This window comes from Eubacterium sp. SB2, from assembly GCF_001244405.1.
Taxonomy (GTDB): Bacteria; Bacillota; Clostridia; order Lachnospirales; family Lachnospiraceae; genus Faecalicatena; species Faecalicatena contortus_B.
Genome location: NZ_LN865148.1, coordinates 350,395 through 375,234, shown reverse-complemented (window position 1 = coordinate 375,234; position 24,840 = coordinate 350,395). Strand labels below are relative to the sequence as shown.

Genomic DNA, 24,840 nt, shown 5'->3' with positions numbered 1-24,840 from the left:
GTCCTCTTTCTAGTCCAGAGTGCATATAGTCACTTGGTTTTTTGTGTTTTTTGACTGATACATCATAATGTCTGCAGCTTTGAAAAGTTTTTTTGCAGTTCCAGTTCCATATGCTCCACCTATACTAACAGACATATGTAGTTCGGGATGATCATCAATTATCAGACGATCAACAGAGTGCCTGATCCTTTCCAGTTTTTTTCCAAATATATCTGCAGGTATACTGTAAAATATAATTACAAATTCATCGCCGCCGTAACGGATCACGGCATCAGTTTTTCGTACACAGGATAAAACGGTTTGTGCAATGTTTTGCAACACGGTATCGCCTACATCGTGGCCATAATTATCATTGATCTGCTTAAAATTATCTACATCAATTACGACCATCGCTTGAATATCATTTGCGCCTTTAAAATGCTCGTCATAATAACGTCGGTTATAGACCGTGGTTAACGAATCAATATATAATAATTGCAGGTGCCGCTGTTTGCTCGACAGGAAGGTGTATTTTTCATATGAAAACAACCTATCGTAGTCTATTTTACTTCTTATATTCTGACTATTTTTAGTCTCTTGTTCAGGTGAGGTATCCAAAAGCTCACTTTCAAGTGTATCCGCGATTTCTTGAAGGCATAATAAAAGTGTAGGATTAAAGGCACCACATTGTCCTTCTAAAATCATTTTCAAAGCTTCTTCATGTAAATAAGCTTTCTTATAGCATCGCTTACTGGTCAGGGCATCGTATACATCGGCCAGCGCAACTACCTGGGCAGCTATAGGAATTTTTTCTCCCACTAATCCATCAGGATATCCCTTTCCATCGTACCTTTCGTGGTGCCATCGACAAATCTCAGAAGCTACTTTGACAAGCGGAGCTTCCTGCTGCTCAATGGGCAGGTCTAATAGCATATTGGCGCCGACCATCGAGTGAGTTTTTATCACGTCAAACTCCTCCTCCGTAAGGCGTCCGGGTTTGTTCAATATTTCATCTGAAATTGAGATTTTCCCAATATCATGCAGCGCGGAAGCGGTACTGATTAAAGAAATATCAGCTTTGGACAAAGGATACTGATCCGTACGCTGAACCAGCTGCTTTAGCAAATATTTTGTAATAGTGTTAACATGCAGTATATGTAAGCCGCTCTCCCCATTACGGAATTCTACAATATGAGACAGGATTGAAATCATCAGCTTATTATTTTTTTCCTGCTCGTGAAATTGTTCTGCGATAATTTTCTCAAGACGATGCTGCCGTGCATATAAAAACATCGTATTAGAAATACGGCGCTGGATAATGGTCGAATCAAAAGGACGGCTGATATAGTCAAAAGCCCCCAAGTCATAAGCCCGTTTTATATTCGCGGGGGAGTCATCAGCAGAAATCATAATAACTGCGAAAGTATCATTCCAGTGATATTTGTTTATATGGGTCAATACTTCAAATCCATCCATTTCAGGCATCATAATGTCCAGAAGAAGAAGTGAGAAATCTGCTTTTTGACTTGAAAGGAGCGAAATTGCTTCTACACCATTACAAGCCTCCACCACATCATATTGTTCTTCGAGGATATCTGCCAAAAGAGCGCGATTCATTTCTGAATCGTCTACGATTAAAATTTTTTGTTTTTCCATGATACCGAAACTCTTTTCTCATAATTTTACGGTTTTATTATAAATGTTAGCTTGCATACTGGCAACACCCATATTGGTAAGGTGTACATATAGGTTGGGGCGATTTGATACTGACAAGAACGGTTCTTCATGATATAATTCAGACAGACAGGAGACAAATTATGAAACCACAAGAAACAAAATTTACATTTGTATATAACGAAATTAAGCAGTGTATTTTGGAGGGCCAGATACTTCATGGAAGTGCCTTACCGTCTTCAAGGATGTTTTGCGACCAGTTTCATGTAAGCAGATATACTATTAACCGTGTCTTTGACGCATTGCGGGAGGAAGGGCTGGTAGAAATTCAGCCTCGTCTTGCACCAATCGTTGTTTCAAAAAAAGATACTCCTAATCAGTCAAATACGGTTTTCGAAATTTTAAGACATAAGGAAAGTATTTTACAGGTGTATCAGACTTTTTCTCTCATACTGCCTTCACTGCTGGTTTTTGCTTTGCAGGGGTGCGATGTAGAGATAATGCCTCACTATAAACAGGCTATAAGAGTATTGCGTTTGGGAAGTTCTGCTGGTGGATGGCGCCCTCCATCTAAATTGGGATATGATATACTAAGAATAGGCGGCAATCCTTTATTCAGCGAACTCTATTCCACATTTGGCCTTTACAATAAGCTTACATTTTTTACAGAAGATTGTCCCTATTTTTCAGAGCACTTTCCACAGGGGTCTGTATCTGTAACCAGTGTGATAATAGATGTATTAAAAGGCGATGATCCACTCACAAAGTACAACCAGTTATCAAATATGTACCAAATGCTAACGGATTACATTGAGAGTACACTAAATTACTTGTCGGACACGACGCCGAAATGTCCTCCACAAACGGGTATGCCGTTTTCGTGGAATCCCATGCGTGGTCAGGATTACTATTACTCAAAAATTGTTGATGAGTTGAATCGAAAAATTGGCCTTGGAGAATATTCTGTTGGAATGTATCTTCCATATGAAAAACAGCTGGCCAGCCAGTACAGTGTCTCTTTATCGACAGTCAGAAAGGCACTGTCAGAACTCGAGCAAAGAGGTTTTGTAAAAACATTAAATGGGAAAGGCACTATGGTTATAGAACCGGATGACACGAAGCTTTATCAGCTGGCTCTTAATTCCGGATATGTAGAAAAGGCATTACGTTACCTTCATGCCCTGCAGTTAATGGTAATAATTATTCGACCGGCTGCTTTAGCTGCGGCTCCGCAGTTTACCAGAGCAGAACTGGATGAGTTAGCAGACAGATTTAGTTCCTCAAATTCTATTTATTTAGCAGTTATTTTAGAAGCAATAATGAAACACACCACTTTAAAACCTTTATACGTTATATTATCTGAAACCAATCATCTTCTTGAATGGGGACATCATTTTGCATATTATCCGTCCAAGAGACATACGCTTTCACGTCTCAATAAGCAAGTCATTACAGCGTTTCAGCAGTTAAGTAAAGGGAATGCGAGTTCCTTTGCAGATAGCATCGCGGATTGTTACCGTTACAACTTGGTTTGTATGAGGAAGCATATGGTAGAAAAATATAAGTTTCATAGTGCAGCCAGTGTTCGGATTCCAGAAAAATACTAGCCGCGGGCAATGATTACATTGGAAGAATGGAACCATGACATAGATCATATCCATGTGATGTTCGTTGTATATTGAAAGTCAGGGTGAGAAGAGTGAACGCTGCATACAAGTTTCGCATTTATCCAAATGAAGAACAGAGAACAATGATTGCTAAAACCATCGGATGATGCCGCTTTGTCTATGATCATATGCTTGCAGACAAGATTGCCTATTATGAAGAGCAGAAAGCCATGCTCCATAATACACCCGTATCCTATAAGAGGCAGTTTCCATTCTTGAAGGAAGTGGATGCACTGGCACTTGCTAATACACAGTTACATTTGGAAAGAGCATATAAGAATTTCTTCCGAAGAAAAGAAAGTGGGTTCCCGAAGTTCAAATCCAAGCATCGGGGGACAAAGGCTTATACAACAAATGTGGTAAATGGGAACATTAAATTATCCGGGAGACACTTGAAACTTCCCAAACTCACACCCATCCGTATCCGGATACATAGGGACATTCCAGATGGCTATATTCTGAAATCAGTTACCGTAAGCTGTGAAGCATCCGGCAGCTATTATGCAAGCCTGCTGTTTCAGTATGAAAACCAAGTAGTGGAGCAACAGGGGCATTTGGAAAAGGTAGTGGGGATTGACTTTCCCATTGCCAAAAAGGAAGCAGGAACTATGGGAAACAAAAGCGGAAAGTTGGAAAAGTGCATGAGAAGATCCGGAATCAGAGAAAGGATTTCCAGCATAAGCTAAGAAGCTTGTCAGACAGAGTCTATATCTGTGAATGTGGAAACAGAATGGACCGTGATGTAAATGCTGCCATAAATATACGCAGAGAGGGAATGAAAATTTTATGTGCGTAATGCACAAAGCGAATAAAAACAAACCGCGGGACACGCGGGGATAGCTTTTTAAAATAATGCACAATGACGGTCTGATTCCCGCTTGCTAAGGGGATTTTCAAATTTTATACTGAGAGGTAGGCGGGAATAACATATGGAGCAAATGCAGGCTGAAAAGCAGCGCAGGGAAAGAAAATGGGAAAATTCGGAGAAGTCTTTAAAAATAATCGTCTAAGAACGGTATTATATGGGATATTGCCGGAACTTCCGGTGTTTCCGCTGTCCCTTGTGATGTCGGGGACGGCGTGCTTGCTGAGAGGCTGTATCGGGACAGATCAGCCTGTCTGCCCAAACAGAGGACGAGACGTTGCTTCTTTCTGTTACCGATGACGGATGCGGAATGGACGAGGACACGCAGCAGTACATCTGGGGAGCCGGATTTTCCACGAAATACGATAAAGAGACTGGGGCGATGTCCACGGGAATCGGTCTCTGCCATGTGGCAAATAGCCGGATATTGTGCTTCTGGATCTGCTTCTGCCTGGAAAAGACGGCATTCATGTACTTGAAGAGCTTTTGCAGGGGGGATTTACGGGAAAGGTTATCATGATTTCCCAGGTGGACGATGAAGCCATGATGGAAAAGGCATATGAGAGAGGGATTATGTTTTATATCAGCAAGCCGCTGAATGCCATAGAAGTTATCAGTGTGATTTCTAATGTTGCGAAGCTGGTAAGCCTGCAAAAATCTATGGAGACTATACAGGGGGCGCTCATGGGGATTCAGGAGGCGCCGCCCGTCAGCAAGGGCATGCTTGGTGACCGGTTCCAAAAAATATGCACTGATATCGGGATCTGGGGAATGAAGGGAATTGATGAGCTGAAAACGATTGTGTTCACTGTGATGGAGTTTCAGAAAAAGGAAAAGAGTTATCAGATAAAAGAAGTATATGAAAAAGTTGCAGGAGAGATGTACGGGGAGGAACAGCTCCAGTTGAATAAAAAGGCGCTTGAGCAGAGGATCCGAAGAATTATGCAGAAGGCTCTGGATAATATTGCGCAGATGGGGGCGGAGGACTACTATGATCCCATATTTGCAGATTATGCCAATTTACTGTTTGACTTTGGGCAGGTTCGGATCAAAATGAGAAATCTAAAAGATCAGTCTGTGGAGCCGGGAAGAATCAGCTCGAAAAAGTTTATCGAAGGATTTCTCCTGCGGATGACTGCACAATAGCAGTAAATAAATTTATTGGAAATGCCGCCAATATTTTACTTTTTTTGCCGGACAGGCCATGCTATAATACCTGACAAGCATTCATGAGGAGGAAATTTTATGAGTAAAAAAAGAAAAATATCAGCTATTTTGCTGACGGCAATGACACTGCTACTGTTGGGAGGCTGCGGGAAAAAGTTTGACGCAGCCGGTTATACGCAGGCCCTATTGGATGTCTCATATAAGAACGAGACGGACAAGTATATGGAATTAACGGGATCGTCTAAAGAGGCGGCTGAAAAGATTTTCGAAAAGCGGATGGATATCACTATGGAAGGTTTTGAATCTCTGGACTTTCCGGATGAGCTGGAAGAAAAGTTCAGGGCACTGTTTGAAAACCTGACAAAGAATGTAAAGTATACAGTAGGGGAAGCCGTTGAAGATAAAGAAGGAAACTTTACTGTTGTCGTGTCAATCGAGCCGGTTACACTTTTTGATGATACATATGACGAGTTTCAGAAACAGGCCAAGGACTACGCAACAAAAGTCGCAAACGAAGTAATGAACGGGAAGGAAATGCCTTCCGACCAGGATATGCAGAACAGTGTTTATGAACTTTACTACGACATACTGAAAAGAGCTGTGGATGCAGGAATTCAGTATGGTGAGGTTCAGAAGATTACGGTGCATGTCAATAAGACAGAAGGGGATATCTATGAGATCCCGGAGGCAGATATGACGGCAATGGATAAGGCGATGATCTCCAGAGAGGTGTTGGAGTAGAAAGGGAGGCCGCCTTCCAGGCAGAAGGAGAGGGCAGGGTTGTTTTATAAATAATAATTCAGACTATTAAACAGAGCATTTTTGCGAGGGCTATGAAAGCTATACAAGTCTTTCACGGCCTTCGCCTTTTTTTACTTGTAGAGGTATAATATCGACATAGTATAGGTATATCATTAAAGCAGCAGTACCCGGATGGTCTGGTTTACGGAAGGATTTATTCGGAGGAAGCTTTTATAACAACGGAGGGAGAGATTGGAGGCTATGACCGACTCGTATGTAAACGTTTGAGTGACTTATTTGGCTTGAAGATTACGCCCAGAACTCTGGAATAGGACGAACTGACTACTTCTCTGGATAACGGTACTGTTTGAAGCCGTTTTTGTACCGGATTATAAACAGGCGGCAGAAGGACAGTTCGATTGACGGATTTATCTATGAGTCCGCCTCTGACTCGATCTCAATTCATGTGGCGGGATGATTTGACAAATATCCCATCAGCTTCTACAATAAACAAAAGAGCCAATGACAGGGCATTGCTCATGAAATCCTGCGCAGAGTGCAGAACCTGACCGGCTAATCATTTGAAATTACAACCGGGACAGACGAACCCTGGAACTCGATTTTTGAAAACTAGAGAACTGAGATACGGCAATCATAACCAATCTGCTCAAGTCAAAAGATAGAAGCGGGTATTATCTGTGGCCGGATGAACCATACTCCGTAGACAGCTATGCACTGCTATCTCGCATGGATGCGCTGCAATGCTTCGAAGCGATGGAGTCAGGAGAAGTAGAGCTTGTTCTGATGGGGATATTATACCGTAAAAGAGAGCGTTCTTCTCACGGTCTGGTGATGAACTCTCATATTTTATCATCGCATCAGACCAGACGCTGTACAGGGCCAAGAAGGAAGTAATCGTGTTTGTACAAAACCAGACTCACCAGAAAATAGAAATTCGGAGGAATAGATGTGGGGAAAAAGACGGAACAGTCTCAAAAAGTATATAATAAGATGGCGTGGAAATATGATTCTGCTCCAGAGGGCAGATACACAAGCCCCCATAAAGAAGAGATAATTAAAAAAGCTGTGCTCAAGGAGGGAGACAATATTTTGGACGTTGCCTGCGGGAATGGGCGTCTGCTTGGAGAACTTTCTAAAAAGGCGGGAGTCAATGCTTTTGGTGTAGATATTTCTGAAAATATGATTGCCTCTGCCAGAGGAAGATACCCGGCCTGTACATTTGCGGCAGGTTCCTGTGCACCTCTCAGCTTTGAAAATGAGAGTATGGATGTCATAACGGTGTCTTGTGCATTCCATCACTTTGAAACACCCCAGACCTTTGCCAATGAATGTATGCGGGTATTGAAGAAGAACGGGAAAGTCATGATTGCCGAACCATTTTTTTCTCCGGTGGTGCGTTGGATTGCTAACACGGTAGTATTTCCATTTTCCAGAACAGGCGATGTGAGGGTATATAGCCAAAAGGAACTTCGATTATTTTTTGAATCGGCTGGATTTACTGACATAGAATCGTACACAACAGGTACAGTGTTATTTTTTTCAGCAACAAAATAAAAGTAACCAGGGAAAAATTATAGCGGGAATCTACACGGAAACACGGCATCCTCCAGGATGTTTTCACCAACTATAATGGTTACAAGTTAATTATACAACTTAAAGTCAACAATAAGCCAATAGGTGTTTTAGAAATAAAATCTTTATAAATTTGTGTGGCGACGCCATGTAATTATGAAAATGTGACTGTTCAGACTTAATAAACCGCTGAGTATAAAAATGTAATTTACGAAGGCGTTAAAAGTAATGTGTGAAAAATACAAAAGTAAAATGGAGAAAACAAATAATGAATAAAATCCCCTTTTTGAATATTGCAGATGTAAATTGTTGGATGGTCTATCTCATGCCATTTGCTACCGACGACAGAGCGAACTATGAGTTGGTGAGCACGCTTCAGCAAACATGTATTGAGGCGAAAATCTTCGGTATGGGCTGGGATATGCCTTGTTTTGAATATGGCACACTGATTTCCGACGAAAATGCAGCCATCTATATTGAAAAGTACAAAAAGCAGGGAGGGTCAGTGTCAGAAGATGCTGTTAATGGATACAAGGCAATCAGAAAGGGAGACTATGTTATCACGCGCCTTAAGAATAGTCATTATTATGTGGGCAGAGTTTCATCTGAAGGGGCAATGTATATTTATAAAGAAAATGATCCGGTCTATGGACGTTTCTCATGGGGCGGAACGGTTGATAAGTGGATCGAGTTTGCGAATGACGGTGAACTTCCTTCTGAGATCGCAGGCAGATTCTCTCAGAGGCTTCACTCTACTATTCAAAGAATCGCACCATACCGCCAGAGGCTCTTGGTCATTTCGATGTATGAAAATTTTGAGGCGGACGAAAACAGGAGATTTGAGATTCCCAGGCTGAAAATCGGCGTCAATAACTTTGTCAGAAGCTTAAATTACATGGAACTCGAGGATCTTGTGGCATTATATATAAGTAATAAGCATGGTTCAGAGGGGTACAAGCTATTGCCTTCATCCTGCAAGGTGAGTCAGCAGAATTTTGAATTCCGGTTTGTTGCTAATGGCAGAAAGCCAATAACATGTCAGGTAAAGAATCAGCATGACATTGAAATAGATTATTATATTCAGGAAAATTCATATGAGTATATTTATATTTTTTCTGGAAAATGGAATGACGAATGCGTCGGGGAACTCAGAGGTAAATATGAGGAGTATAAGCATATTTATATAATCTCCCCAAGCGAGTTATTCGAAGCCCTGAAGAAGGATAATATTTTTGAGAATAAGTTCTATGATTTTGACAATGAGCCAACAGCTCCGGACAGGCTGCCATTAGACGGTTATCATATCTGCACGAGGCCAAAAAAAGAGAATGAATGCTCGGTTTCCGGGGATTTCGTCTGTTTTATCAAAAAAGATGGGCTCGTTTATTCCTCGGAGTTTGGGGCGCTGGTCTTGTCCTGGCACATTTTGGAAGACCGGGAGTATGAACAGAGGTGCATCGACCAAATTTTGAAGGATATTAACAGAGGAACGAATGTATGAGGCCGGGAGTTTATATGGCTCAGATAGGGGCGGAAGATGAAAATTTACCTGTTGGACAGAAATCAGACTTTAGTCTCCATCTGGAAGCTGTATTTCCGGGAGGAGGGAGAGGTAACTGTAGTATGTGATGATTTTAGGCATTTTATGGAGACAACGCCCGTAGAATGTGTTGTTTCTCCGGCTAATTCCTACGGTCTTATGGATGGGGGATACGATCTGGCAATCTCTGAATGGTTTGGGTGGGAACTTCAGGAGAAAGTGCAGAGGCATATCCTGGAGCATTATCGGGGGGAACAGCCTGTGGGTACCAGCTTCATCATTGATACAGGAGTAAGAGGCATAAAGCTGATCCACACGCCGACTATGAGAATACCTTCTGCTATTAAGGATTCTATGGTGGTGTACCAGTGTATGAGAACATGTCTAATGACAGCGCTTGACAATCAGATCGAAAGTATAGTGATTCCTGCCTTTGGCGGTTTCTGCGGATGTGTGCCGCCGCAGATATTATGTGAGATGATGTTTGAGGCATATAGGCAGATTATGAATCCGCCGGAGGAACTGAACTGGGAGTATGCATGCCGGTGGGAGCCGGAGAATAAAGAGTTTTAACATGTTATAGGCAAGAGTTCCCCTTCCTCTTTAGGTGGAGGATGAATTTCAATTAGCCTGTCGGCGAAAACATCTATTGCCATATCTGGCACAGAAGATGTTTTCCGAAATCTAATATCATGTCCTTTGATAAAATTAGCTGAAAAATATGGGGAAAATATGGAGATTTTTCTTGACAAATAGGGGTGGGCTGGGTATAATGATCTAGTGACTGAGAAAGATGTCGTATTATAAAGGGGATTGGTCAAATGGTATGATAGGGGTCTCCAAAACCTTTGGTGGGAGTTCGATTCTCTCATCCCCTGTTCCAAAAGTTTTAGAATGAGTGGCAGTGTGGATACATTGATAATTGTATCTATACTGTTATTTTTTTATGATATAGGAAATTCCTCTGGAATTTCCTATATCATAAAAAACCTCCGGGAGGATGCACACGCCGCGATAAGTATATAGCCGCAAGGCGGCAAAGTGTGCAAGCCCCTCATGAGTGAGGGGGGAGTTGAGGCGGACTTGCCCACTTTGTTCTTTATTTAAAATAATGTATTTTCCACTTGACTATGACACTATGCTGCAGTTTATACTGAAACCATTAGGATAAGAAGAATAGAAGACAATTCGGAGGATAAACAGCATGATTGAAAATCATATATCAGAAAAACAGTTTAATTTCATTCAGGAGCGGGATAAAATATTTATCATAGAATTCACGAAAGAGCTCGAAAAGATGGGATATACCTATGGAGGTGAGATTGGCAGCGGTTACTGTTGGGGAAAATATATGCTTATTTTTAGAAAAGCAGGAGTAAAATCCAAAAATGTCGTGGCTCGTATTTACATCAAAGAAGACTCCATTGTACTTAGATTGTTTTTAAATGATGTCACAAAACATGCTGCATATATAAGCGCAGCCCCTGAGCATATACAGATGGCGTTTACAGGTGATTACGGAACATGTAAACATTGCAAAGGCGATAACTGCAAATTTCGGAAAGACTATGAAATAGGCTGCATAAAATATGAGAAATGCAACGGAACAACATTTGAATATCATGACCCTAAAATAGAAAACCTTGCGGACTATCTGGCACTGTTCAAAGAATTCTATTTACGTTCTTCCCGTTTATAAAATATAGAGGCAATGTATAGAAAGTTTTATAAAGAGCCATGTGTAAGCACTAAAAAAACCTCACGGTCATCTCAAAACGCGAAAACGTTTCTTGGAAATGACTGTGAGGTTTTTATGGAGATTTATATCTGGTTCGACATAGCTCCCTTCACCTACAAGTTTATTACTTTCGTTACTTTACCCAAACAGTGCCCCAATGGCCCCAAATAGTCCAGCGCTTGCCGCCCCCATTATAATTCCGGCCAAAAGCACTCCCAGCATCACCGCGATTACGCTTGATTTGAAATCCATATCCAGTAAGCTTGCTGCGAGTGTTCCCGTCCAGGCTCCGGTGCCGGGGAGTGGAATCCCAACAAATAGGAGAAGGGCAATAGGCAGTCCTTTTCCAGCCTTTTCTTTCAGCTTCTGACCACCCTTGTGACCTTTTTCAAGGCAGAAAGAAAAAAACTTTCCGATCACTGGCTTATCAGATCCCCATTCCAGAACTTTTCTTGCAAACAGGAAAATAATAGGGACCGGAAGCATATTGCCGATAACCGCAATGATATAGGACGGCAGCAGGGGAAGCCCGAACAGCTGGGAATAAGGAATAGCCCCGCGCAGTTCGATGAGCGGTACCATTGAGATTAAGAAGACATATAGATATTTATTAAACAAAATATTTTCCTCCATTCATTTACATGCTATTATATAAAAACTCGTCCTAATTATAAAGGCTTGCAGGCAGATTGTAAATGAGAAAATGGAAAATCAGTTACTTTTCGCGCTGTACCCTACATTTAAATCGGGATTTAGTCGGCAAGCTTTAGACTTGTCGACGGATGGGGACGCTTCATGACAGGGAGGCCGGGGAGGTGCTGGGGCTGTATATGCCGTTGCGATATGCACCCATGCTGCTAAGTGATTCTAGAACAGCCGATGCCGGATAGGCGGGTACGCTGAACACATCACGGGAAATCTGATGATTTCCCGCGCTGGGTTCAGCAACAACTTGATTTGGAGATCAAGTTGTTCCCCGCCTATCCGGCATCGGCTGTTCAAGAATCACTAAGCGCACTCCAGCATTTCGCAACGGCATATACAGCCCCAGCACCTCCCCGGCCTCCCTGTCATAAAGCTGGCTCATCCAATCGGCAGGTAAGCTCGCCAACCGGGTGGGATCCCGGACCAGAGCAGCGGATGTGGATTGGCTATGCGTGTCTTTTCATCTTCAAGATGCGTATTGAATTATTTTGATACCGGAAGCGTATCCCCTTGCTTATGTACACCTAATGGGGACATAAAAGTCCCGCCAATTCTATATCCATACGCTGCCCCCGTTTGAGGCCCCTCCTTAGAAACGAGCTTTTTCCTACCGGTTGGATGCGCCAGCTCCATGAAGGGATAGCCGAAAACCTCCCGGAGAACATCCATGTCCTTTCAAAAACGCTCAAAGCGGGCCTTAGAAATTCTTGGTGGGAAACAGCCCTGAAAATGGAGAGATTTTTGGATTCCGAATCCAAAAATCAGCTGACCCAGCGCGAGAAATCATCGGATTTCTCGTGATGTGTCAGTGGTGCTCCATTTTCAGGGCTGTTTCCCGCCTAGAATTTCTTAGGTCCGCGGCCGCGTTTTTGAAAGGACATGGATGTTCTCCGGGAGGTTTTCGGCTATCCCTTTATGGAGCGTCCCCATCCGCGCCGAGGCTAAAGCTCGTCGCTAACTCCCGATTTAGAGTTTTGTAGAGGTGTTAATCGTAAGGACTATTATAATAAGTATTCTTAATACAGCAGAAAATGAATGACTTTTATATCTCGCGGTGATAAAATCAAATTAAGGAAAAACATGTCATAGACATATAAGTTTAGATTCAGCTGGCAGAGATAATACAAGGATGAAACAGTCTGGGATTCAGGGAGGACAATTATGAGAAAAATACGATTGGGTTTGCTTACAATAGCCCTGAGCATCTGTATCTCAGGGTGTTCCAAAGACATTAACTACATAATAGACCATGAACCAAGCATCAAAGGAACCGTGATGGAGATAAAAGATGGATACGCCAGGATAGAGGTAAGCAAAAGTGAGGAAACAATAGCTGAAAATCAGGAGATTCTGGTCTCTTTGGACGCTGAAAGAAAAGACAGTACAACGGATCTGCAGATTGGCGACGAAGCAGCCGTATACTACGATGGTAATATTGAGGAAAGCGATCCGGCAAGAATTGAGAAGGTGTATGCTATACTCTATATTGGGGAGAGCCGTACCAAATTAGAATATGGAAAGGAAGGGGAAGCTGACGATGAAAGATGAATTAGTAAAGAAACAAATCGTTGACAAAGCAAAGGACCTTGGCGCAAATCTGGTGAGAGTTTGTTCCGTTGATAAGTGGGAAACGGAACCGATCCAGAATCCGGAATATTGGCCGCAGAATTCCTGGCCCTGGGTTAAAAATGTAATTGTACTGGGAATCCCGCTGTTTGCCCCGATGACGTTCACTACCCCCTCCATGGTATATCAGGAATTGTATGACACCAGCAACCGGGTGCTGGATGATATTGCATATAAGCTGACGAATTATATTACTACAGAATTAGGATACAGGGCTTTGTTCTTTCCGAGAGACTGTTACTACTCTATTGATGTGCTTATGAAAAATCCGAATGCCTCTTTTTCTCATGTCGTAGCAGCCTACTATGCGGGTATGGGTACCTTTGGTGACAGCCATAATCTGATCACAAAGGAATACGGTCCCCGCCTGCGTATCGTTTCCGTGCTGACCGATGCGCCAGTCAGCCCGGATCCGCAGTTGGAGAAGGATTTATGCATTCACTGTAAAAAATGTCTGAAAGCTTGTCCGGTTCATTGCTTTGAAGAGAAAGAAAATAACCTCTTTAGTTATGATAAAATTGCCTGTACGCAGCATCATGTAGATATTAAGAATGAAAATCACTGGCCCTGCGGTGTATGTATGAACGTTTGTCCTGTGGGGGATGATCTCAAAAAGTACAGGGGAGACGACGTCATCACAGAGCAGGGGATTCGGCACGCACAGGCCCATGGATCCTAGAGCGTGTCTGAAAATTCATTGCCGCAATATGCCGCCCCGCTTCACGGTCTATTTACTGCCGAATCCAGAGGGCGTAGCCCACTACGCCTCCTGTATTTGGCAGTAAATACCCCGCAAACTGGGACAACATCTTGCAACAAGCAATTTTCAGACACGCTCTAGAGCGTATAATCCAGTTTTATTGCAATTCTCTTTGCAGGCGCAAAGCCATAAATATGGTGATGGCTGCAGTGATTACATCGGCAGCCGGCTGAGCATACAGGATCCCGTTCAGTCCCAAAACTTTTGGGAGTATCAGGATAACAGGAACAAAGCAGATGCCCTGCCGGCAGGCGCCGAGGAAGCTGCCTTCTTTTGCTTTTCCCATAGCAAGGAACAGAAAGGAATAAACGGTATAAAAACCGAAGAGCACAAAAGAAAGCCCGTTTGCTCTTAAGGCCGCCTGTCCGATCCGGATCATTTCCGGGTCATTTTTTGTAAACTGGGAAATAATCGCTGTAGAAAATAGGGCGGCAGCAAGACCAAAGATCAGGCAGAAGATAGTTGCCCACAGGATGGAAGTCTTTACAGCTTCTTTTAAGCGGTCGTACTTTTTCGCACCATAACTGTAGCCCGCGATAGGCTGCAGGCCTTTGAGAAAACCGAATACCATCAGACTTCCCACGGACATAATCTTTGTCACAGCTCCCATCGCGGCCAGAGCAGAATCACCATAGATCCTTGTCCCGTCGTTGATCATTGTCATAGACAGGCTGGTCAGCATTTGAAATACCAGTGTGGGAATCCCGATTTTCAAAATCTCTGACATTACATCTTTTGATAAACCATACTTCCGTATACTAAAACTAAATATACTTTTTTTCCTGAATATATACAGTAAATATATCAGTGTAGAGACAAACTGCGAAATGGCCGTTGCGGTCGCAGCACCGGCTACGCCCAGATCGAGAACATAGATAAAGACGGGGTCTAAAATAACATTGCTCACGGCTCCTGCCAGCAGCACGCACATGGTTGTTTTGGCAGCGCCCTCACTGGAAACGATGTTGTTCATGGTGACATTAAAGACATTAAATATAGAGGAAGCAATATAGATACTTGTATAAGTAACCGCAAAAGGCATGACACTGTCTGAGGCGCCTATCTGGCGCAGAATGGGTTCCAGAAATATGAGGATGCATATAATGACTGCCGTTCCCACAAAGATACTGCTGTATATAGCAGTGCTTGCGGTTTTGTCTGCGGCTTCTTTCTCCCCGCTCCCTAACAGCCGTGAAAGGTAGGAAGCGGCACCATTTCCAAAGAGCAGTCCCAGTCCTACCACAATCTGGCCAAGGGGGTATGCAACAGTAATTGCGCCCATCTGTGCAGTTCCCAGCCCTCCTACAAAGTAGGCATCCGCCAGATTATAAAGCGCATTCACCATCATACCAATCATGGTGGGCAGCCCCAGTGCGAAAAGCGCTTTCGATACAGGGGCACTTCCAAGCAGTTCCATTTTTGTGTTATGTTGTTTCATAATAAATTCTCCTTCCACTTGACATGAAGTGTAAAATAAAGTACTATAAATTATAGCAAACAAGTGACAAAGTTGATAATACTATAATTTATAGTACTTGTCAAGACGAATAAGAAAAGGAAGGATATTTATGGCAACAATAGATTTAATCGTATTAGGGATGGTAAAAAAGGAGCCGTTAAGCGCATATGACATACAGAAACTGGTAGAATACCGGAACATATCCAGATGGGTAAAGATCAGCACGCCCTCAATCTATAAGAAAGTCATACAGCTGGAGCAGAAAGGCTTTATCAAAGGCACGATGGTAAAGGAAGGAAAGATGGCGGAAAAAGCCGTTTACTCATTGACAGAGTCCGGAGAAGCGGAATTCGAAAATCTAATGTATAAGATAGCCGCCCAGCCGGTCAACATATTTCTGGATTTGAACGCAGTTATAGTTAATCTGGACAGCCTCTCCCTGCAAGACCAGGAAGCCTGTCTTACCAGTATAGAAAGTAACATAAAAACACTAAAATCATATCTTGAAGAAAACATAACAGAAAAAGAAGGCAATCCTCAAATTCCTGAAACCGGAAAAGCCGTCCTCCGGCAGCAGATGATTCTGGCCCAGGCGATAGAAACATGGATCGAATCTGTAAAAATAAGTATAAGTGAAAAAGGTTAGAATGCCCTGCTAAAGGAGCGGAAACACAACTGATGATCAAGCTTGTAAAAAGAATAAAAATAAAAGTCCTGTATTGATAGAACCAGGACTTTTATTTTTATGATTTAAAGTGTAACTTTTCTAAATCTAATTCGACTAATAGATAGAAAGCGAATCTTGTTTGATATTTTTACAATCGGAAGGAAAAACGCAATGAATCTGAAAGACCTGGAGAAAAAAACGGATGGGCAGCTGATCGGGCTGGTGAAAAATAAAAATATGAAACAGGCTTATGATGTACTGGTGTTGAGGCATTATCGGGATGCTGTACGGTTCTGCATACAATATGCCAAAGAGGAGCAGACTGCCCTGGATATTGTACAGGACAGTTTTGCCGATATTTATGTGCACAGGGAGCGCCTGCCCCAAGCCTGCACGTTTCGAACCTATCTGTTTGCAGTGGTCAAACATAAATCGCTGGATGAACTGAGGAGAAGAGGGCGCCATGTAACAGAGGAGCTGGGGACGGCAGAAAGCGCCGGGGAATCTCCGCCAACGCCGGAGGATATTTACGTGAAGAAAGAAGCGTATGGCGAACTGGTGCAGTGGATAGAGGATTTGCCGGAAGAATACAGGCGTGTGCTTTATCTTTTCTGTGTGGAGGGCCTGTCCTACCAGGAGATTGGAGTGGTTATGGAAAAGAATACTCCGCAGATAAAAATAGTATTGCACAGAGCAAGGAAAAAGCTGCAGAGGAAAAGGAGGGAAAACGGATGACGCAGAGGGATAAAGAATTTTTAGAGGATATGTGGAAAAAAGCAGAGGAAAAAGAACAGAATATGAGGCTTGCAGAGGAGCTCACTAAAACGCCGCCAAATACGGGAGTAAATTCATTTCTGTGGGATCTGTTCCGGGGGATTGGATTCGGGCAGCTGTACGCAGGCATGGGAGATATCCTGACTGTCTCATTTTGCATTGCGGCAGCGTTCATGTACATTGGATTACGGATTGTGGGCGCCGGTATAGCCAGCGCCTGCAGCATCGTATTTACAGCGGCGCCTGTCTTATATGCCACGGTGTTCTGTCTGTCATTGGTGAAAGAGCGGCAGAATCAGACGTATGAACAGCTTATGAGTTACAAGTATACTTTTTTACATCTGATGACAGCGCGTATGTTTTCAAACAGCCTGATAGGTATTGGCCTTAACCTTATTTATGCGGCAGTCCTTTCAGTGCGGTATTCGGCTGATTTTCTCCGGCTGGCGGCAACGGCTTTTGCATCCCTGATGATATTTTCCCTTCTCCTGGCCATGGGGATAGAACGGGGAAAGAAAACCGGATGGGGGGCAGCAGTGGGAGCCGGCTGGATTCTGGCCAATCTTGTATTCTTACAGATGTCGGCCAAGTGGTACGAAAGGCTGATGGAAGGGATTCCGGTTCTTTTGTTTGCTGCTGTTGGAGCTGTTGCGGCAGTGGTTTACGTCAGGCAGCTGCTGGTAATGACAGGACAGCCCTTCAGAAAGGAGTATGCAGATGCTGCAAATTAATCATGTTACAAAAAAATATCAAAACTTTACGGCGCTAAAAGATATCAATCTGGAGCTGCATCCTGGAATATACGGCCTTCTGGCGCCGAATGGGGCCGGCAAGACCACGCTTATGAAACTGCTGGTCACCCTTCTTTTTCCCACAGAAGGGACTATACTGTGGGAGGGAAGAGAGATACAGAAGCTGGATGAAGCATACCGGGAAAAGATCGGTTTTCTGCCGCAGAAATTTGGCTACTACAGGGACTATACGCCTGAGCGCTATCTGGAGTATATCGGCATCCTGAAAGGGATTGACCGGAAAATACTGCGGCGGGAGATTCCCCGTCTGCTGGATACGGTGGGGCTTGCAGAGGTATCAAAAAGGAAAATGAAGAAATTTTCCGGTGGAATGATACAGCGGGTAGGGATCGCACAGGCACTGCTCGGAAATCCGGAGATCCTGATATTAGATGAGCCCACGGCAGGTCTGGATCCCAAGGAACGTGTGAGATTCCGAAAAATATTGAGTTCCCTTTCCAGGGATAAGATTGTTATGATCTCCACACACATCGTTTCGGATGTGGAGTTTATTGCCAACCATATTATTATGCTGAAGGAGAAACAGGTATATGCCAATGACACTACAGAACATCTCTGCACCATGCTGGATGGAAAAGTCTTTGAGGCAGAAATCAGGGAGGAGCAGCTGCATCTTTGGGAAGAACAGTACCAGATTCTTTCCCAGCGTCAGGAAGGAAGACATTTTGTGGTGCGGTTCATTGCGGAGCAGGGAAATCCGCAGTGGAAAAAGTGTGAGGCTGGCTTGGAAGATGTGTTTTTATACACTTACAAGGAATGAGGCGAAGATATGAGGAGACAATGGATGCGCGTAGTGCTCAGCCCGATTTTCTGGGGGCTGCTCATTGGCAGTATGGGGGTAAATGCATGGATACTGATAAACTTCAGCGGCCAGAGGGCTATAGTGGAGAAGAGTGTGAAGGCATGGGAGGATCTGGGGCTGCCGGTTGATGAAAATACAGCGGAACAGTACCTGGAAGTTTTGGAGCCCGGAGAGAAGAAAGAAGCGGGAATTCCCACTCTGCGCCAGATAATGGATGGCACAGTGTATATGACGAATGAACTGGACAGCAGTGATCTGGCAGAAAATTTCTCCTCTGCCCTTATGCTGGAAGACGGGGCAAAGAAATATGCGGAGAAAGAATACCAAAAGATGGAGGGTATCCTGGCAGAGAATCGGCGGAATCAGGATGCTGCACACTTCTTTGTCCCGGGAAGCAGAGGTTTTTTTGAATTATTTTCAAGATGGATTCCTCTGGCCTGTACGCTGGAAAGCATTCTGGCAGGCGTTCTCTTTATGCTGCATCGTGTCAGTGAACCATTACAGGCAGGGACGGCATCCGTTGAGTATACATCCAAAACGGGAAGAAAAAGCCAGGATCAGAGGAGGCGGGCAGCGATCCTTGCCGGACTCACTTTTACGGCTGTCATATGGGGAGTAACGATTCTGTCGGCAGCCCTTATGTTTCCTTTAGGTCCACTGTGGAAGACACCCATTGGAAGCATGATGGTGCTGGATTCTTATTTCCCGGTTATCAGCTGGTTTCCGCTTCACATTGCGGGATACCTGGGCCTGGAATTCTTAATATCAGTCTGCGCAGCGGTGCTTTTTTCTTATATTGGGTATACGTTTGCGGCAAAGGGAAGAAATAGTTTCAAGGCATTTATACTGCTGGGGTTTGGATGTGCATGTATCTATACGGTGACCTCTCTGTTTCCCAAATGGAGCGTCGTTTATTTTATACTGCAGTACAATCCCGTTGATCTTGCCAGGAAAGCAGGACACTGGATGGTAAATGGGGCCTCCTTTCTTTCGCCGAGATATTATGAAATCACTGTGATTATCCTATGGGGCATTCTGATAGCATGTGCAGCTTTCAGAGTGCGGAGACAGTTTTTAAAGAAAGATTTGTAAGGAGGGTGTATATGATAAGGACAGAGATAAGAAAAATACTGACATGGAAGAAGCTGCTGTGTCTGCTGGGCTTTGGGATACTGTATTTTCTTCTGTTTATAAGGCCGTATGTAAATATACATCCGGGCAGCTATCATCAGACTGCCGATATTGCAGAAGCTATTACGGATAAATATGGGGTTTCTATATCACCGGAAGAATATGAGAAAATGAAAAGTGAGGCTCCGGAAAAGGGAATCAGTGCCATAGACCGGATGATAGCGGAGAATGCATTGTTTCAGGAGTATGGCTTCCATACGTTTCAGGAATTCAACCTGGGGAGCGAAAGTCTAACGCCCGATGAGGACACGGCATTATGGATGGAAATCTATGATTCCTTTAGTGACGCCGAAGTGTCGGAGGAATTCACCAGGACAATAGAAATCAATGTATATGATATGTTTTTGGATAGTTACAGGACAGAGGCGCTGCAGGAGAACGGAAGTGCAAACGGAACATCCGTTTATAAAGATTTGGACGATCTTCAGAGACAGAGGGTATTAGAACGAAATCGGGAGGAGGTATTTACGATCCTTCCATCTGTAATACTGGAAGATAATTTTCAGGTTCTTCAGTTTTGGTCAGTTTTTGTAATTATCGGAGTGATATTTATGATTCTTCCCTATATGGTACAGGAGAATCAAAATGAAATGCCGTCACTTCAATATTGCTGCAGGAAGGGGCGGGGCTATTACCTCCGTAAGCTGGCGGCCGGCCTGATTACTTCTTTAGCGGTGATCGGAATATCCATCGTATTTTATTTGATAACCGCAAAAATTAACCGTGTCACAGATTTTTGGAATGCGTCAGCGTCTTCCTTTTCGAGCGGATATATTGGATGGTTCCCATGGTCTATAGGAACTATGAGTGTCATGAGTATTTTGTTTACAGCTATGATGGCAGCAGGAGCAGGAATGATCTTATTCGCCGTTACCAGACACTGCAGAAACTATATATCAGCCATTGCACTGGCCCTGCCGCTGGTCATCCTGGCGGGATGTTACGGAGCCTTCTTTATATTAGATTTTGCAGAGATAACCAGAGGAAAATACATGGTGCCAATGATCTCTGCCGTGGTACTGGGCCTGGGGGTTCTTGCCAATCTGGTACAGTATATGGCAGAGAAGAAAAGAAATATAGACTGAACGAAAATGAAGCTTCCGTCCAGCCTTACAATCACTGCTATGCACGGTCTATGGACCGTGCAGCGCGGTGTACGGCCCTGTGAATGGGAATTTACAATCTTTCAACCCCACAGATATGAAGCTCATCGTTCTCAACATAAAACCGTATATTCATACCAGCATACTTCATTCCGTAGATACGCGCCGGATCTTCCTGATAAGAAGGTCTGGGATCCTGTGCCAGGATTTCCATCAGCGCAGACCGGCATTGTTCTGGGATAAGCTCGAGGCATGCAGGCGGGCAGTCTACATTCAGGCTGTAGCCCGCTTGCCGGCTGCCAAAGCCGCCTTGTGCGTTAGGGTGACTGTCCACATAGGGCAGATAGGGCTTGATATCAAAGACCGGGGTTCCATCCATCAGGTCGGCTCCGCAAATATGGAGAACCGGGCCAAAATCAGGGGTGGTGCTGATGCCCTCCAGACGGACGCAGGACAGTCCAACCGGATTGGGCCGGAATGGGGAACGCGTGGCAAACACCCCCATTCTCTGGTTGCCGCCAAGCCTTGGCGGACGCACGGTAGGGCTCCATTCATCACGGATGGATTCTGAAAACCCCCAGATCAGCCAGATATGAGAGTAATCTTCCAGGCCGCGCAGGGCATCCGGATTGCGGTAGTCCGGTTCAAAGATGAGCTTTGCCTTCAGGGATTCCACGAGACCGCTCTGTCGGGGGATGCCGAATTTTTCCGGGAAATCGCTTTGAATGTGTGCAATTGTTTTTAAAGTATAAAGAGAAGTCATGGATACGCCCCGCTTTCGATAGCTTTTCTATTAGAAAATGTAACATAGAACTGGAGGCGCAGTCAATCGGGATTTAGTGACGAGCTTTTGCCTCGGCGCGGATGGGGACGCTCCATAAAGGGATAGCCGAAAACCTCTCGGAGAACATCCATGTCCTTTCAAAAACGCGGCCGCGGACCTAAGAAATTCTAGGCGGGAAACAGCCCTGAAAATGGAGCACCACTGACACATCACGAGAAATCCGATGATTTCTCGCGCTGGGTCAGCTGATTTTTGGATTCGGAATCCAAAAATCTCTCCATTTTCAGGGCTGTTTCCCACCAAGAATTTCTAAGGTCCGCTTTGAGCGTTTTTGAAAGGACATGGATGTTCTCCGGGAGGTTTTCGGCTATCCCTTCATGGAGCTGGCGCATCCAACCGGCAGGAAAAAGCTCGTTTCTAAGGAGGGGCCTCAAGCGGGGGCAGCGTATGGCATTGAATTGGCGGGACTTTTATGTCCCCAGTAGGTGTACATAAGCAAGGGAATACAGCTTTCAGAATAATCAAACCTGTGAGCGCGATAGGATTTATTGATGGCTTGCAGCTCTTTTTGCCATTAAGCGTCCCCAGACGCTTCCGGGGACGAAAGCCAGTCCGTTGTATTTTGATTTTAGATTTGCCATATGCCGTTTCCTGCGCTATACTTAATTATATTCTAAAGCAGGCGGCAGAAGATTGAAAATGGTGGAGGTACTTGAGCGTGCCTGAGTGAAGCGAAAGGAATGGATTTAAAAATGAAAAAAGTGTTTGAGAAATGGATGGAGATCAGCCTTGTTAAGCGAATTCTGGGAGGTTTGATCATTGGAGCGGCCCTGGGGCTTCTGATTCCCTCCGTAACAGCAATCGGTATACTGGGGGATCTTTTTGTTGGGGGATTAAAAGCGGTTGCGCCGATCCTGGTATTTTTCCTTGTCATGAGCTCGCTCTGCAATGCAGGAAAATCACATGGAGGCGTGATTAAGACGGTTATTATTCTTTATATGTTCAGCACCTTGCTTGCGGCAGTCATTGCAGTGTTTGCGAGCATGGCTTTTCCTTGTACGCTGACACTGACAAAGGCAGTGACGGATACCGCGCCTCCAAGCGGAGTGGCGGAAGTGCTTCAAACGCTGCTGTTGAATGTTGTTTCCAATCCGGTGAGTTCGCTGGCAGATGCAAATTATCTGGGGATCTTATTCTGGGCAGTACTGCTGGGACTTGCATTCCGGAGGGCGGCGGAGACGACGAAAAACATGCTTAGGGATATTTCAGGCGCAGTCTCTACGCTGGTGACATGGATTATCAATCTTGCTCCGTTTGGGATTCTGGGCCTTGTGTTCCGTACGATTTCTACCAGTGGGTTAAATATTTTCACGGAATATGGAAAGCTTCTTGTTCTTTTGGTAGGGTCCATGCTGGCAATTACCTTTATTACGAATCCGATTCTTGTATACTGGTGCATCAGGAAGAACCCGTACCCACTGATTTTCAGATGCTTAAAGCGCAGCGCCATTACGGCATTCTTTACAAGGAGTTCTGCTGCCAATATCCCTGTGAATATGGCAGCGTGCGAAGAGATGGGGCTGGACAAGGATACTTATTCCGTCTCCATTCCCCTGGGGGCTACCATTAATATGGACGGCGCCGCTATTACGATTACTGTTATGACGATGGCGGCTGCCCACACGATGGGGGTTCCGGTGGATATCCCTACAGCCATAATTCTAAGTGTACTGGCTGCTCTGTCGGCCTGCGGAGCATCCGGGGTTGCGGGGGGATCTCTGTTACTGATACCTATGGCATGTTCCCTTTTCGGGATATCAGACGATATCTCCATGCAGGTAGTTGGTGTGGGATTTATCATAGGGGTTGTACAGGACTCGGTAGAGACTGCACTCAATTCTTCTTCAGACCTGCTGCTTTCTGCATCTGCAGAACTGAGACAGTGGAGAAAGGAAGGGCGGGAGATCAATTTGTAAAGGATTTTGACAGCAGGTTGTATTTTCTCTGCCGTATGTTTTTGATTATGCGAAGAACATGTATGAAAGACATATCATGATGATGTAAGGAGTGAACGGACTATGAAGATGAAACAGGTTACATTAGGTACCACGGGAATTACTGTCCCGCAGAATGCATTTGGAGCTCTGCCGGTACAAAGAGTGGACATGGAGAATGCGGTAAAGATTCTCAGGAGGGCCTTTGAAGGCGGTATGACATTTTTTGACACGGCGCGTGCATACAGCGACAGTGAGGAAAAGCTGGGGAATGCTTTTGCCGGTATTCGCGGGGAAATTTACATAGCAAGCAAGACAATGGCGCGCACGCCGGAGGAGGTTGAGAAGCAGTTGGATCTTTCCTTAAAGCTGCTGCAGACCGATTATATAGATATTTACCAGTTCCACTGTGTGGATGTCTGTTACCGTCCCGGCGATGGCACAGGAATATATGAGCGCATGCAAAAGGCTAAGGAGCAGGGAAAGATCCGCCATATCGGAGTGACTGCACACAAAATGGATGTTGCAAAGGAGTGTATTGAATCCGGGCTTTATGAGACGCTGCAGTACCCGCTTAGCTATCTGTCCTCAGAAAAAGAGCTGGAACTGGTGGAGCTGTGCAGGGAAAGAAATATGGGCTTTATCGCGATGAAAGGGCTGGCAGGCGGTCTGCTTACGAACTCCCGCGCTGCTTCTGCGTTTATGTCACAGTTTGATCATGTGCTTCCGATCTGGGGCGTCCAGCGGATGGAAGAACTGGAGGAATGGCTGGAATATATGGAAGATGCCCCTGTGCTGGATGAAGAACTGGCGGCATTTATTGAGAAGGAGAAAAAAGAACTGACCGGAGAGTTCTGCCGCGGTTGTGGCTATTGCATGCCATGTCCGGCTGGTATTGTCATCAATAATTGTGCAAGGATGTCACTTATGGTAAGGCGGGCTCCATCGGCGGGGTGGCTGAGTGAGGAATGGCAGGAAAAGATGAAGAAGATAGAGGGGTGCATGCAGTGCGGGCAGTGCAGGAAAAAATGCCCCTACGAATTGGACACGCCGAATCTTTTGAAAAAGAATTACGAAGATTATCAGAAGATATTGGCGGGGAAAATCACAGTCTGATATGAGTTGAATGATTGGAGCATTTAAAATTAAAAGGGCGGAGGAACCTTTCTAGTACAGAGAGGGATCTTCCGCTTTTGTTA

Annotated in this window: 24 protein-coding genes and 1 tRNA gene; 21 read left to right on the top strand and 4 right to left on the bottom strand. The window is 44.4% G+C overall.

The window, feature by feature from the left end; all coding sequences use genetic code 11:
• Window positions 1–9 precede the first annotated feature (9 nt).
• Window positions 10–1,635 carry a diguanylate cyclase gene (locus BN1938_RS01780; RefSeq protein WP_050638947.1) on the bottom strand — a complete coding sequence of 542 codons (1,626 nt, stop codon included), beginning with the start codon at window positions 1,633–1,635 and terminating at the stop codon, window positions 10–12.
• A 161-nt stretch (window positions 1,636–1,796) separates the two neighbouring features.
• Between BN1938_RS01780 and BN1938_RS01775 the strand changes: the two genes are divergently transcribed.
• The 11 genes from BN1938_RS01775 to BN1938_RS01735 all read left to right on the top strand — a co-directional run bounded on the left by BN1938_RS01775 (window position 1,797) and on the right by BN1938_RS01735 (window position 10,925).
• Window positions 1,797–3,260 carry a GntR family transcriptional regulator gene (locus BN1938_RS01775; protein WP_050638946.1) on the top strand — a complete coding sequence of 488 codons (1,464 nt, stop codon included), beginning with the start codon at window positions 1,797–1,799 and terminating at the stop codon, window positions 3,258–3,260.
• An 83-nt stretch (window positions 3,261–3,343) separates the two neighbouring features.
• On the top strand, window positions 3,344–3,427 hold the full coding sequence (locus tag BN1938_RS24145) for a helix-turn-helix domain-containing protein (protein ID WP_129879674.1): 84 nt from the start codon (window positions 3,344–3,346) through the stop codon (window positions 3,425–3,427).
• A gap of 530 nt (window positions 3,428–3,957) precedes the next feature.
• Window positions 3,958–4,116, top strand: coding sequence for a zinc ribbon domain-containing protein (locus tag BN1938_RS24140; protein WP_334291955.1), 159 nt, complete (start codon window positions 3,958–3,960; stop codon window positions 4,114–4,116).
• 313 nt (window positions 4,117–4,429) lie between these two features.
• Window positions 4,430–4,705 carry an ATP-binding protein gene (locus BN1938_RS22910; protein ID WP_082202704.1) on the top strand — a complete coding sequence of 92 codons (276 nt, stop codon included), beginning with the start codon at window positions 4,430–4,432 and terminating at the stop codon, window positions 4,703–4,705.
• Window positions 4,615–5,331, top strand: a complete 717-nt coding sequence (locus BN1938_RS01765; RefSeq protein ID WP_050638944.1) for a response regulator — start codon at window positions 4,615–4,617, stop codon at window positions 5,329–5,331. The genes BN1938_RS22910 and BN1938_RS01765 overlap by 91 nt, the downstream gene beginning before the upstream one ends.
• Window positions 5,332–5,430: 99 nt before the next feature.
• Window positions 5,431–6,093: a hypothetical protein gene (locus BN1938_RS01760; RefSeq protein WP_050638943.1), complete on the top strand. Its 663-nt coding sequence runs from the start codon at window positions 5,431–5,433 to the stop codon at window positions 6,091–6,093.
• Window positions 6,094–7,062: 969 nt separating this feature from the next.
• Window positions 7,063–7,668: a class I SAM-dependent methyltransferase gene (locus BN1938_RS01755; protein ID WP_050638942.1), complete on the top strand. Its 606-nt coding sequence runs from the start codon at window positions 7,063–7,065 to the stop codon at window positions 7,666–7,668.
• Between the two features lie 286 nt (window positions 7,669–7,954).
• Window positions 7,955–9,187 (top strand): hypothetical protein, encoded by a 1,233-nt coding sequence (locus BN1938_RS01750; RefSeq protein ID WP_050638941.1) that lies wholly within the window; start codon window positions 7,955–7,957, stop codon window positions 9,185–9,187.
• 36 nt (window positions 9,188–9,223) lie between these two features.
• A complete protein-coding gene (locus BN1938_RS01745) occupies window positions 9,224–9,799 on the top strand; it encodes a macro domain-containing protein (RefSeq protein ID WP_050638940.1) in 576 nt (191 codons plus the stop codon).
• 234 nt (window positions 9,800–10,033) lie between these two features.
• Window positions 10,034–10,104 (top strand) — tRNA-Trp (locus BN1938_RS01740).
• Between the two features lie 326 nt (window positions 10,105–10,430).
• Entirely contained in the window at window positions 10,431–10,925 is a 495-nt protein-coding gene (locus tag BN1938_RS01735; RefSeq protein WP_050638939.1) for a hypothetical protein, read from the top strand.
• 177 nt (window positions 10,926–11,102) lie between these two features.
• Here BN1938_RS01735 and BN1938_RS01730 read toward each other — a convergent pair whose 3' ends face one another.
• A complete protein-coding gene (locus tag BN1938_RS01730; protein WP_044927124.1) occupies window positions 11,103–11,597 on the bottom strand; it encodes a COG2426 family protein in 495 nt (164 codons plus the stop codon).
• A 1,233-nt stretch (window positions 11,598–12,830) separates the two neighbouring features.
• On the opposite strand from BN1938_RS01730, the gene BN1938_RS01725 reads away from it, so the two are divergent.
• Window positions 12,831–13,217, top strand: coding sequence for a DUF3221 domain-containing protein (locus BN1938_RS01725; protein WP_050638938.1), 387 nt, complete (start codon window positions 12,831–12,833; stop codon window positions 13,215–13,217).
• On the top strand, window positions 13,207–13,974 hold the full coding sequence (locus BN1938_RS01720; RefSeq protein ID WP_082202703.1) for a 4Fe-4S dicluster domain-containing protein: 768 nt from the start codon (window positions 13,207–13,209) through the stop codon (window positions 13,972–13,974). The genes BN1938_RS01725 and BN1938_RS01720 overlap by 11 nt, the downstream gene beginning before the upstream one ends.
• A 178-nt stretch (window positions 13,975–14,152) precedes the next feature.
• Here BN1938_RS01720 and BN1938_RS01715 read toward each other — a convergent pair whose 3' ends face one another.
• Window positions 14,153–15,493 (bottom strand): MATE family efflux transporter, encoded by a 1,341-nt coding sequence (locus BN1938_RS01715; protein WP_050638937.1) that lies wholly within the window; start codon window positions 15,491–15,493, stop codon window positions 14,153–14,155.
• A 130-nt stretch (window positions 15,494–15,623) separates the two neighbouring features.
• On the opposite strand from BN1938_RS01715, the gene BN1938_RS01710 reads away from it, so the two are divergent.
• The 6 genes from BN1938_RS01710 (at window position 15,624) to BN1938_RS01685 (ending at window position 20,845) form a co-directional block, all read left to right on the top strand.
• Complete coding sequence (locus BN1938_RS01710; protein ID WP_050638936.1) at window positions 15,624–16,160, top strand: PadR family transcriptional regulator; 537 nt, start codon at window positions 15,624–15,626, stop codon at window positions 16,158–16,160.
• A 192-nt stretch (window positions 16,161–16,352) separates the two neighbouring features.
• A complete protein-coding gene (locus tag BN1938_RS01705) occupies window positions 16,353–16,916 on the top strand; it encodes an RNA polymerase sigma factor (protein ID WP_050638935.1) in 564 nt (187 codons plus the stop codon).
• The gene (locus BN1938_RS01700) at window positions 16,913–17,686 is read left to right on the top strand and encodes a hypothetical protein (protein WP_050638934.1); all 774 of its coding nucleotides are present in this window, start codon (window positions 16,913–16,915) and stop codon (window positions 17,684–17,686) included. Before BN1938_RS01705 ends, BN1938_RS01700 begins: the two co-directional genes overlap by 4 nt.
• Window positions 17,673–18,527: an ABC transporter ATP-binding protein gene (locus BN1938_RS01695; protein ID WP_050638933.1), complete on the top strand. Its 855-nt coding sequence runs from the start codon at window positions 17,673–17,675 to the stop codon at window positions 18,525–18,527. Before BN1938_RS01700 ends, BN1938_RS01695 begins: the two co-directional genes overlap by 14 nt.
• Window positions 18,528–18,536: 9 nt before the next feature.
• Window positions 18,537–19,661, top strand: coding sequence for a hypothetical protein (locus BN1938_RS01690; RefSeq protein ID WP_148487097.1), 1,125 nt, complete (start codon window positions 18,537–18,539; stop codon window positions 19,659–19,661).
• An 11-nt stretch (window positions 19,662–19,672) separates the two neighbouring features.
• Window positions 19,673–20,845 carry a hypothetical protein gene (locus BN1938_RS01685; protein ID WP_050638931.1) on the top strand — a complete coding sequence of 391 codons (1,173 nt, stop codon included), beginning with the start codon at window positions 19,673–19,675 and terminating at the stop codon, window positions 20,843–20,845.
• Between the two features lie 91 nt (window positions 20,846–20,936).
• Here BN1938_RS01685 and tsaA read toward each other — a convergent pair whose 3' ends face one another.
• Window positions 20,937–21,626: a tRNA (N6-threonylcarbamoyladenosine(37)-N6)-methyltransferase TrmO gene (gene tsaA, locus BN1938_RS01680; RefSeq protein ID WP_050638930.1), complete on the bottom strand. Its 690-nt coding sequence runs from the start codon at window positions 21,624–21,626 to the stop codon at window positions 20,937–20,939.
• Window positions 21,627–22,399: 773 nt separating this feature from the next.
• On the opposite strand from tsaA, the gene sstT reads away from it, so the two are divergent.
• Window positions 22,400–23,623 (top strand): serine/threonine transporter SstT, encoded by a 1,224-nt coding sequence (sstT, locus tag BN1938_RS01675; protein WP_082202709.1) that lies wholly within the window; start codon window positions 22,400–22,402, stop codon window positions 23,621–23,623.
• Between the two features lie 108 nt (window positions 23,624–23,731).
• Entirely contained in the window at window positions 23,732–24,757 is a 1,026-nt protein-coding gene (locus BN1938_RS01670) for an aldo/keto reductase (protein WP_050638971.1), read from the top strand.
• The last annotated feature ends 83 nt before the right edge of the window (window positions 24,758–24,840 follow it).

Excerpts from the sequence above, each read along its gene's own strand:
- BN1938_RS01775 (WP_050638946.1), top strand. The coding sequence starts at position 1,797 with ATGAAACCACAAGAAACAAAATTTACATTTGTATATAACGAAATTAAG.
- BN1938_RS01700 (WP_050638934.1), top strand. The coding sequence starts at position 16,913 with ATGACGCAGAGGGATAAAGAATTTTTAGAGGATATGTGGAAAAAAGCA.
- BN1938_RS01685 (WP_050638931.1), top strand. The coding sequence starts at position 19,673 with ATGATAAGGACAGAGATAAGAAAAATACTGACATGGAAGAAGCTGCTG.
- BN1938_RS01760 (WP_050638943.1), top strand. The coding sequence starts at position 5,431 with ATGAGTAAAAAAAGAAAAATATCAGCTATTTTGCTGACGGCAATGACA.
- sstT (WP_082202709.1), top strand. The coding sequence starts at position 22,400 with ATGAAAAAAGTGTTTGAGAAATGGATGGAGATCAGCCTTGTTAAGCGA.
- BN1938_RS01710 (WP_050638936.1), top strand. The coding sequence starts at position 15,624 with ATGGCAACAATAGATTTAATCGTATTAGGGATGGTAAAAAAGGAGCCG.
- BN1938_RS01705 (WP_050638935.1), top strand. The coding sequence starts at position 16,353 with ATGAATCTGAAAGACCTGGAGAAAAAAACGGATGGGCAGCTGATCGGG.
- BN1938_RS01725 (WP_050638938.1), top strand. The coding sequence starts at position 12,831 with ATGAGAAAAATACGATTGGGTTTGCTTACAATAGCCCTGAGCATCTGT.
- BN1938_RS01720 (WP_082202703.1), top strand. The coding sequence starts at position 13,207 with ATGAAAGATGAATTAGTAAAGAAACAAATCGTTGACAAAGCAAAGGAC.
- BN1938_RS01690 (WP_148487097.1), top strand. The coding sequence starts at position 18,537 with ATGAGGAGACAATGGATGCGCGTAGTGCTCAGCCCGATTTTCTGGGGG.
- BN1938_RS01715 (WP_050638937.1), bottom strand. The coding sequence starts at position 15,493 with ATGAAACAACATAACACAAAAATGGAACTGCTTGGAAGTGCCCCTGTA.
- BN1938_RS01780 (WP_050638947.1), bottom strand. The coding sequence starts at position 1,635 with ATGGAAAAACAAAAAATTTTAATCGTAGACGATTCAGAAATGAATCGC.
- tsaA (WP_050638930.1), bottom strand. The coding sequence starts at position 21,626 with ATGACTTCTCTTTATACTTTAAAAACAATTGCACACATTCAAAGCGAT.
- BN1938_RS01730 (WP_044927124.1), bottom strand. The coding sequence starts at position 11,597 with ATGGAGGAAAATATTTTGTTTAATAAATATCTATATGTCTTCTTAATC.
- BN1938_RS01735 (WP_050638939.1), top strand. The coding sequence starts at position 10,431 with ATGATTGAAAATCATATATCAGAAAAACAGTTTAATTTCATTCAGGAG.
- BN1938_RS01695 (WP_050638933.1), top strand. The coding sequence starts at position 17,673 with ATGCTGCAAATTAATCATGTTACAAAAAAATATCAAAACTTTACGGCG.
- BN1938_RS01745 (WP_050638940.1), top strand. The coding sequence starts at position 9,224 with ATGAAAATTTACCTGTTGGACAGAAATCAGACTTTAGTCTCCATCTGG.
- BN1938_RS01750 (WP_050638941.1), top strand. The coding sequence starts at position 7,955 with ATGAATAAAATCCCCTTTTTGAATATTGCAGATGTAAATTGTTGGATG.
- BN1938_RS01670 (WP_050638971.1), top strand. The coding sequence starts at position 23,732 with ATGAAACAGGTTACATTAGGTACCACGGGAATTACTGTCCCGCAGAAT.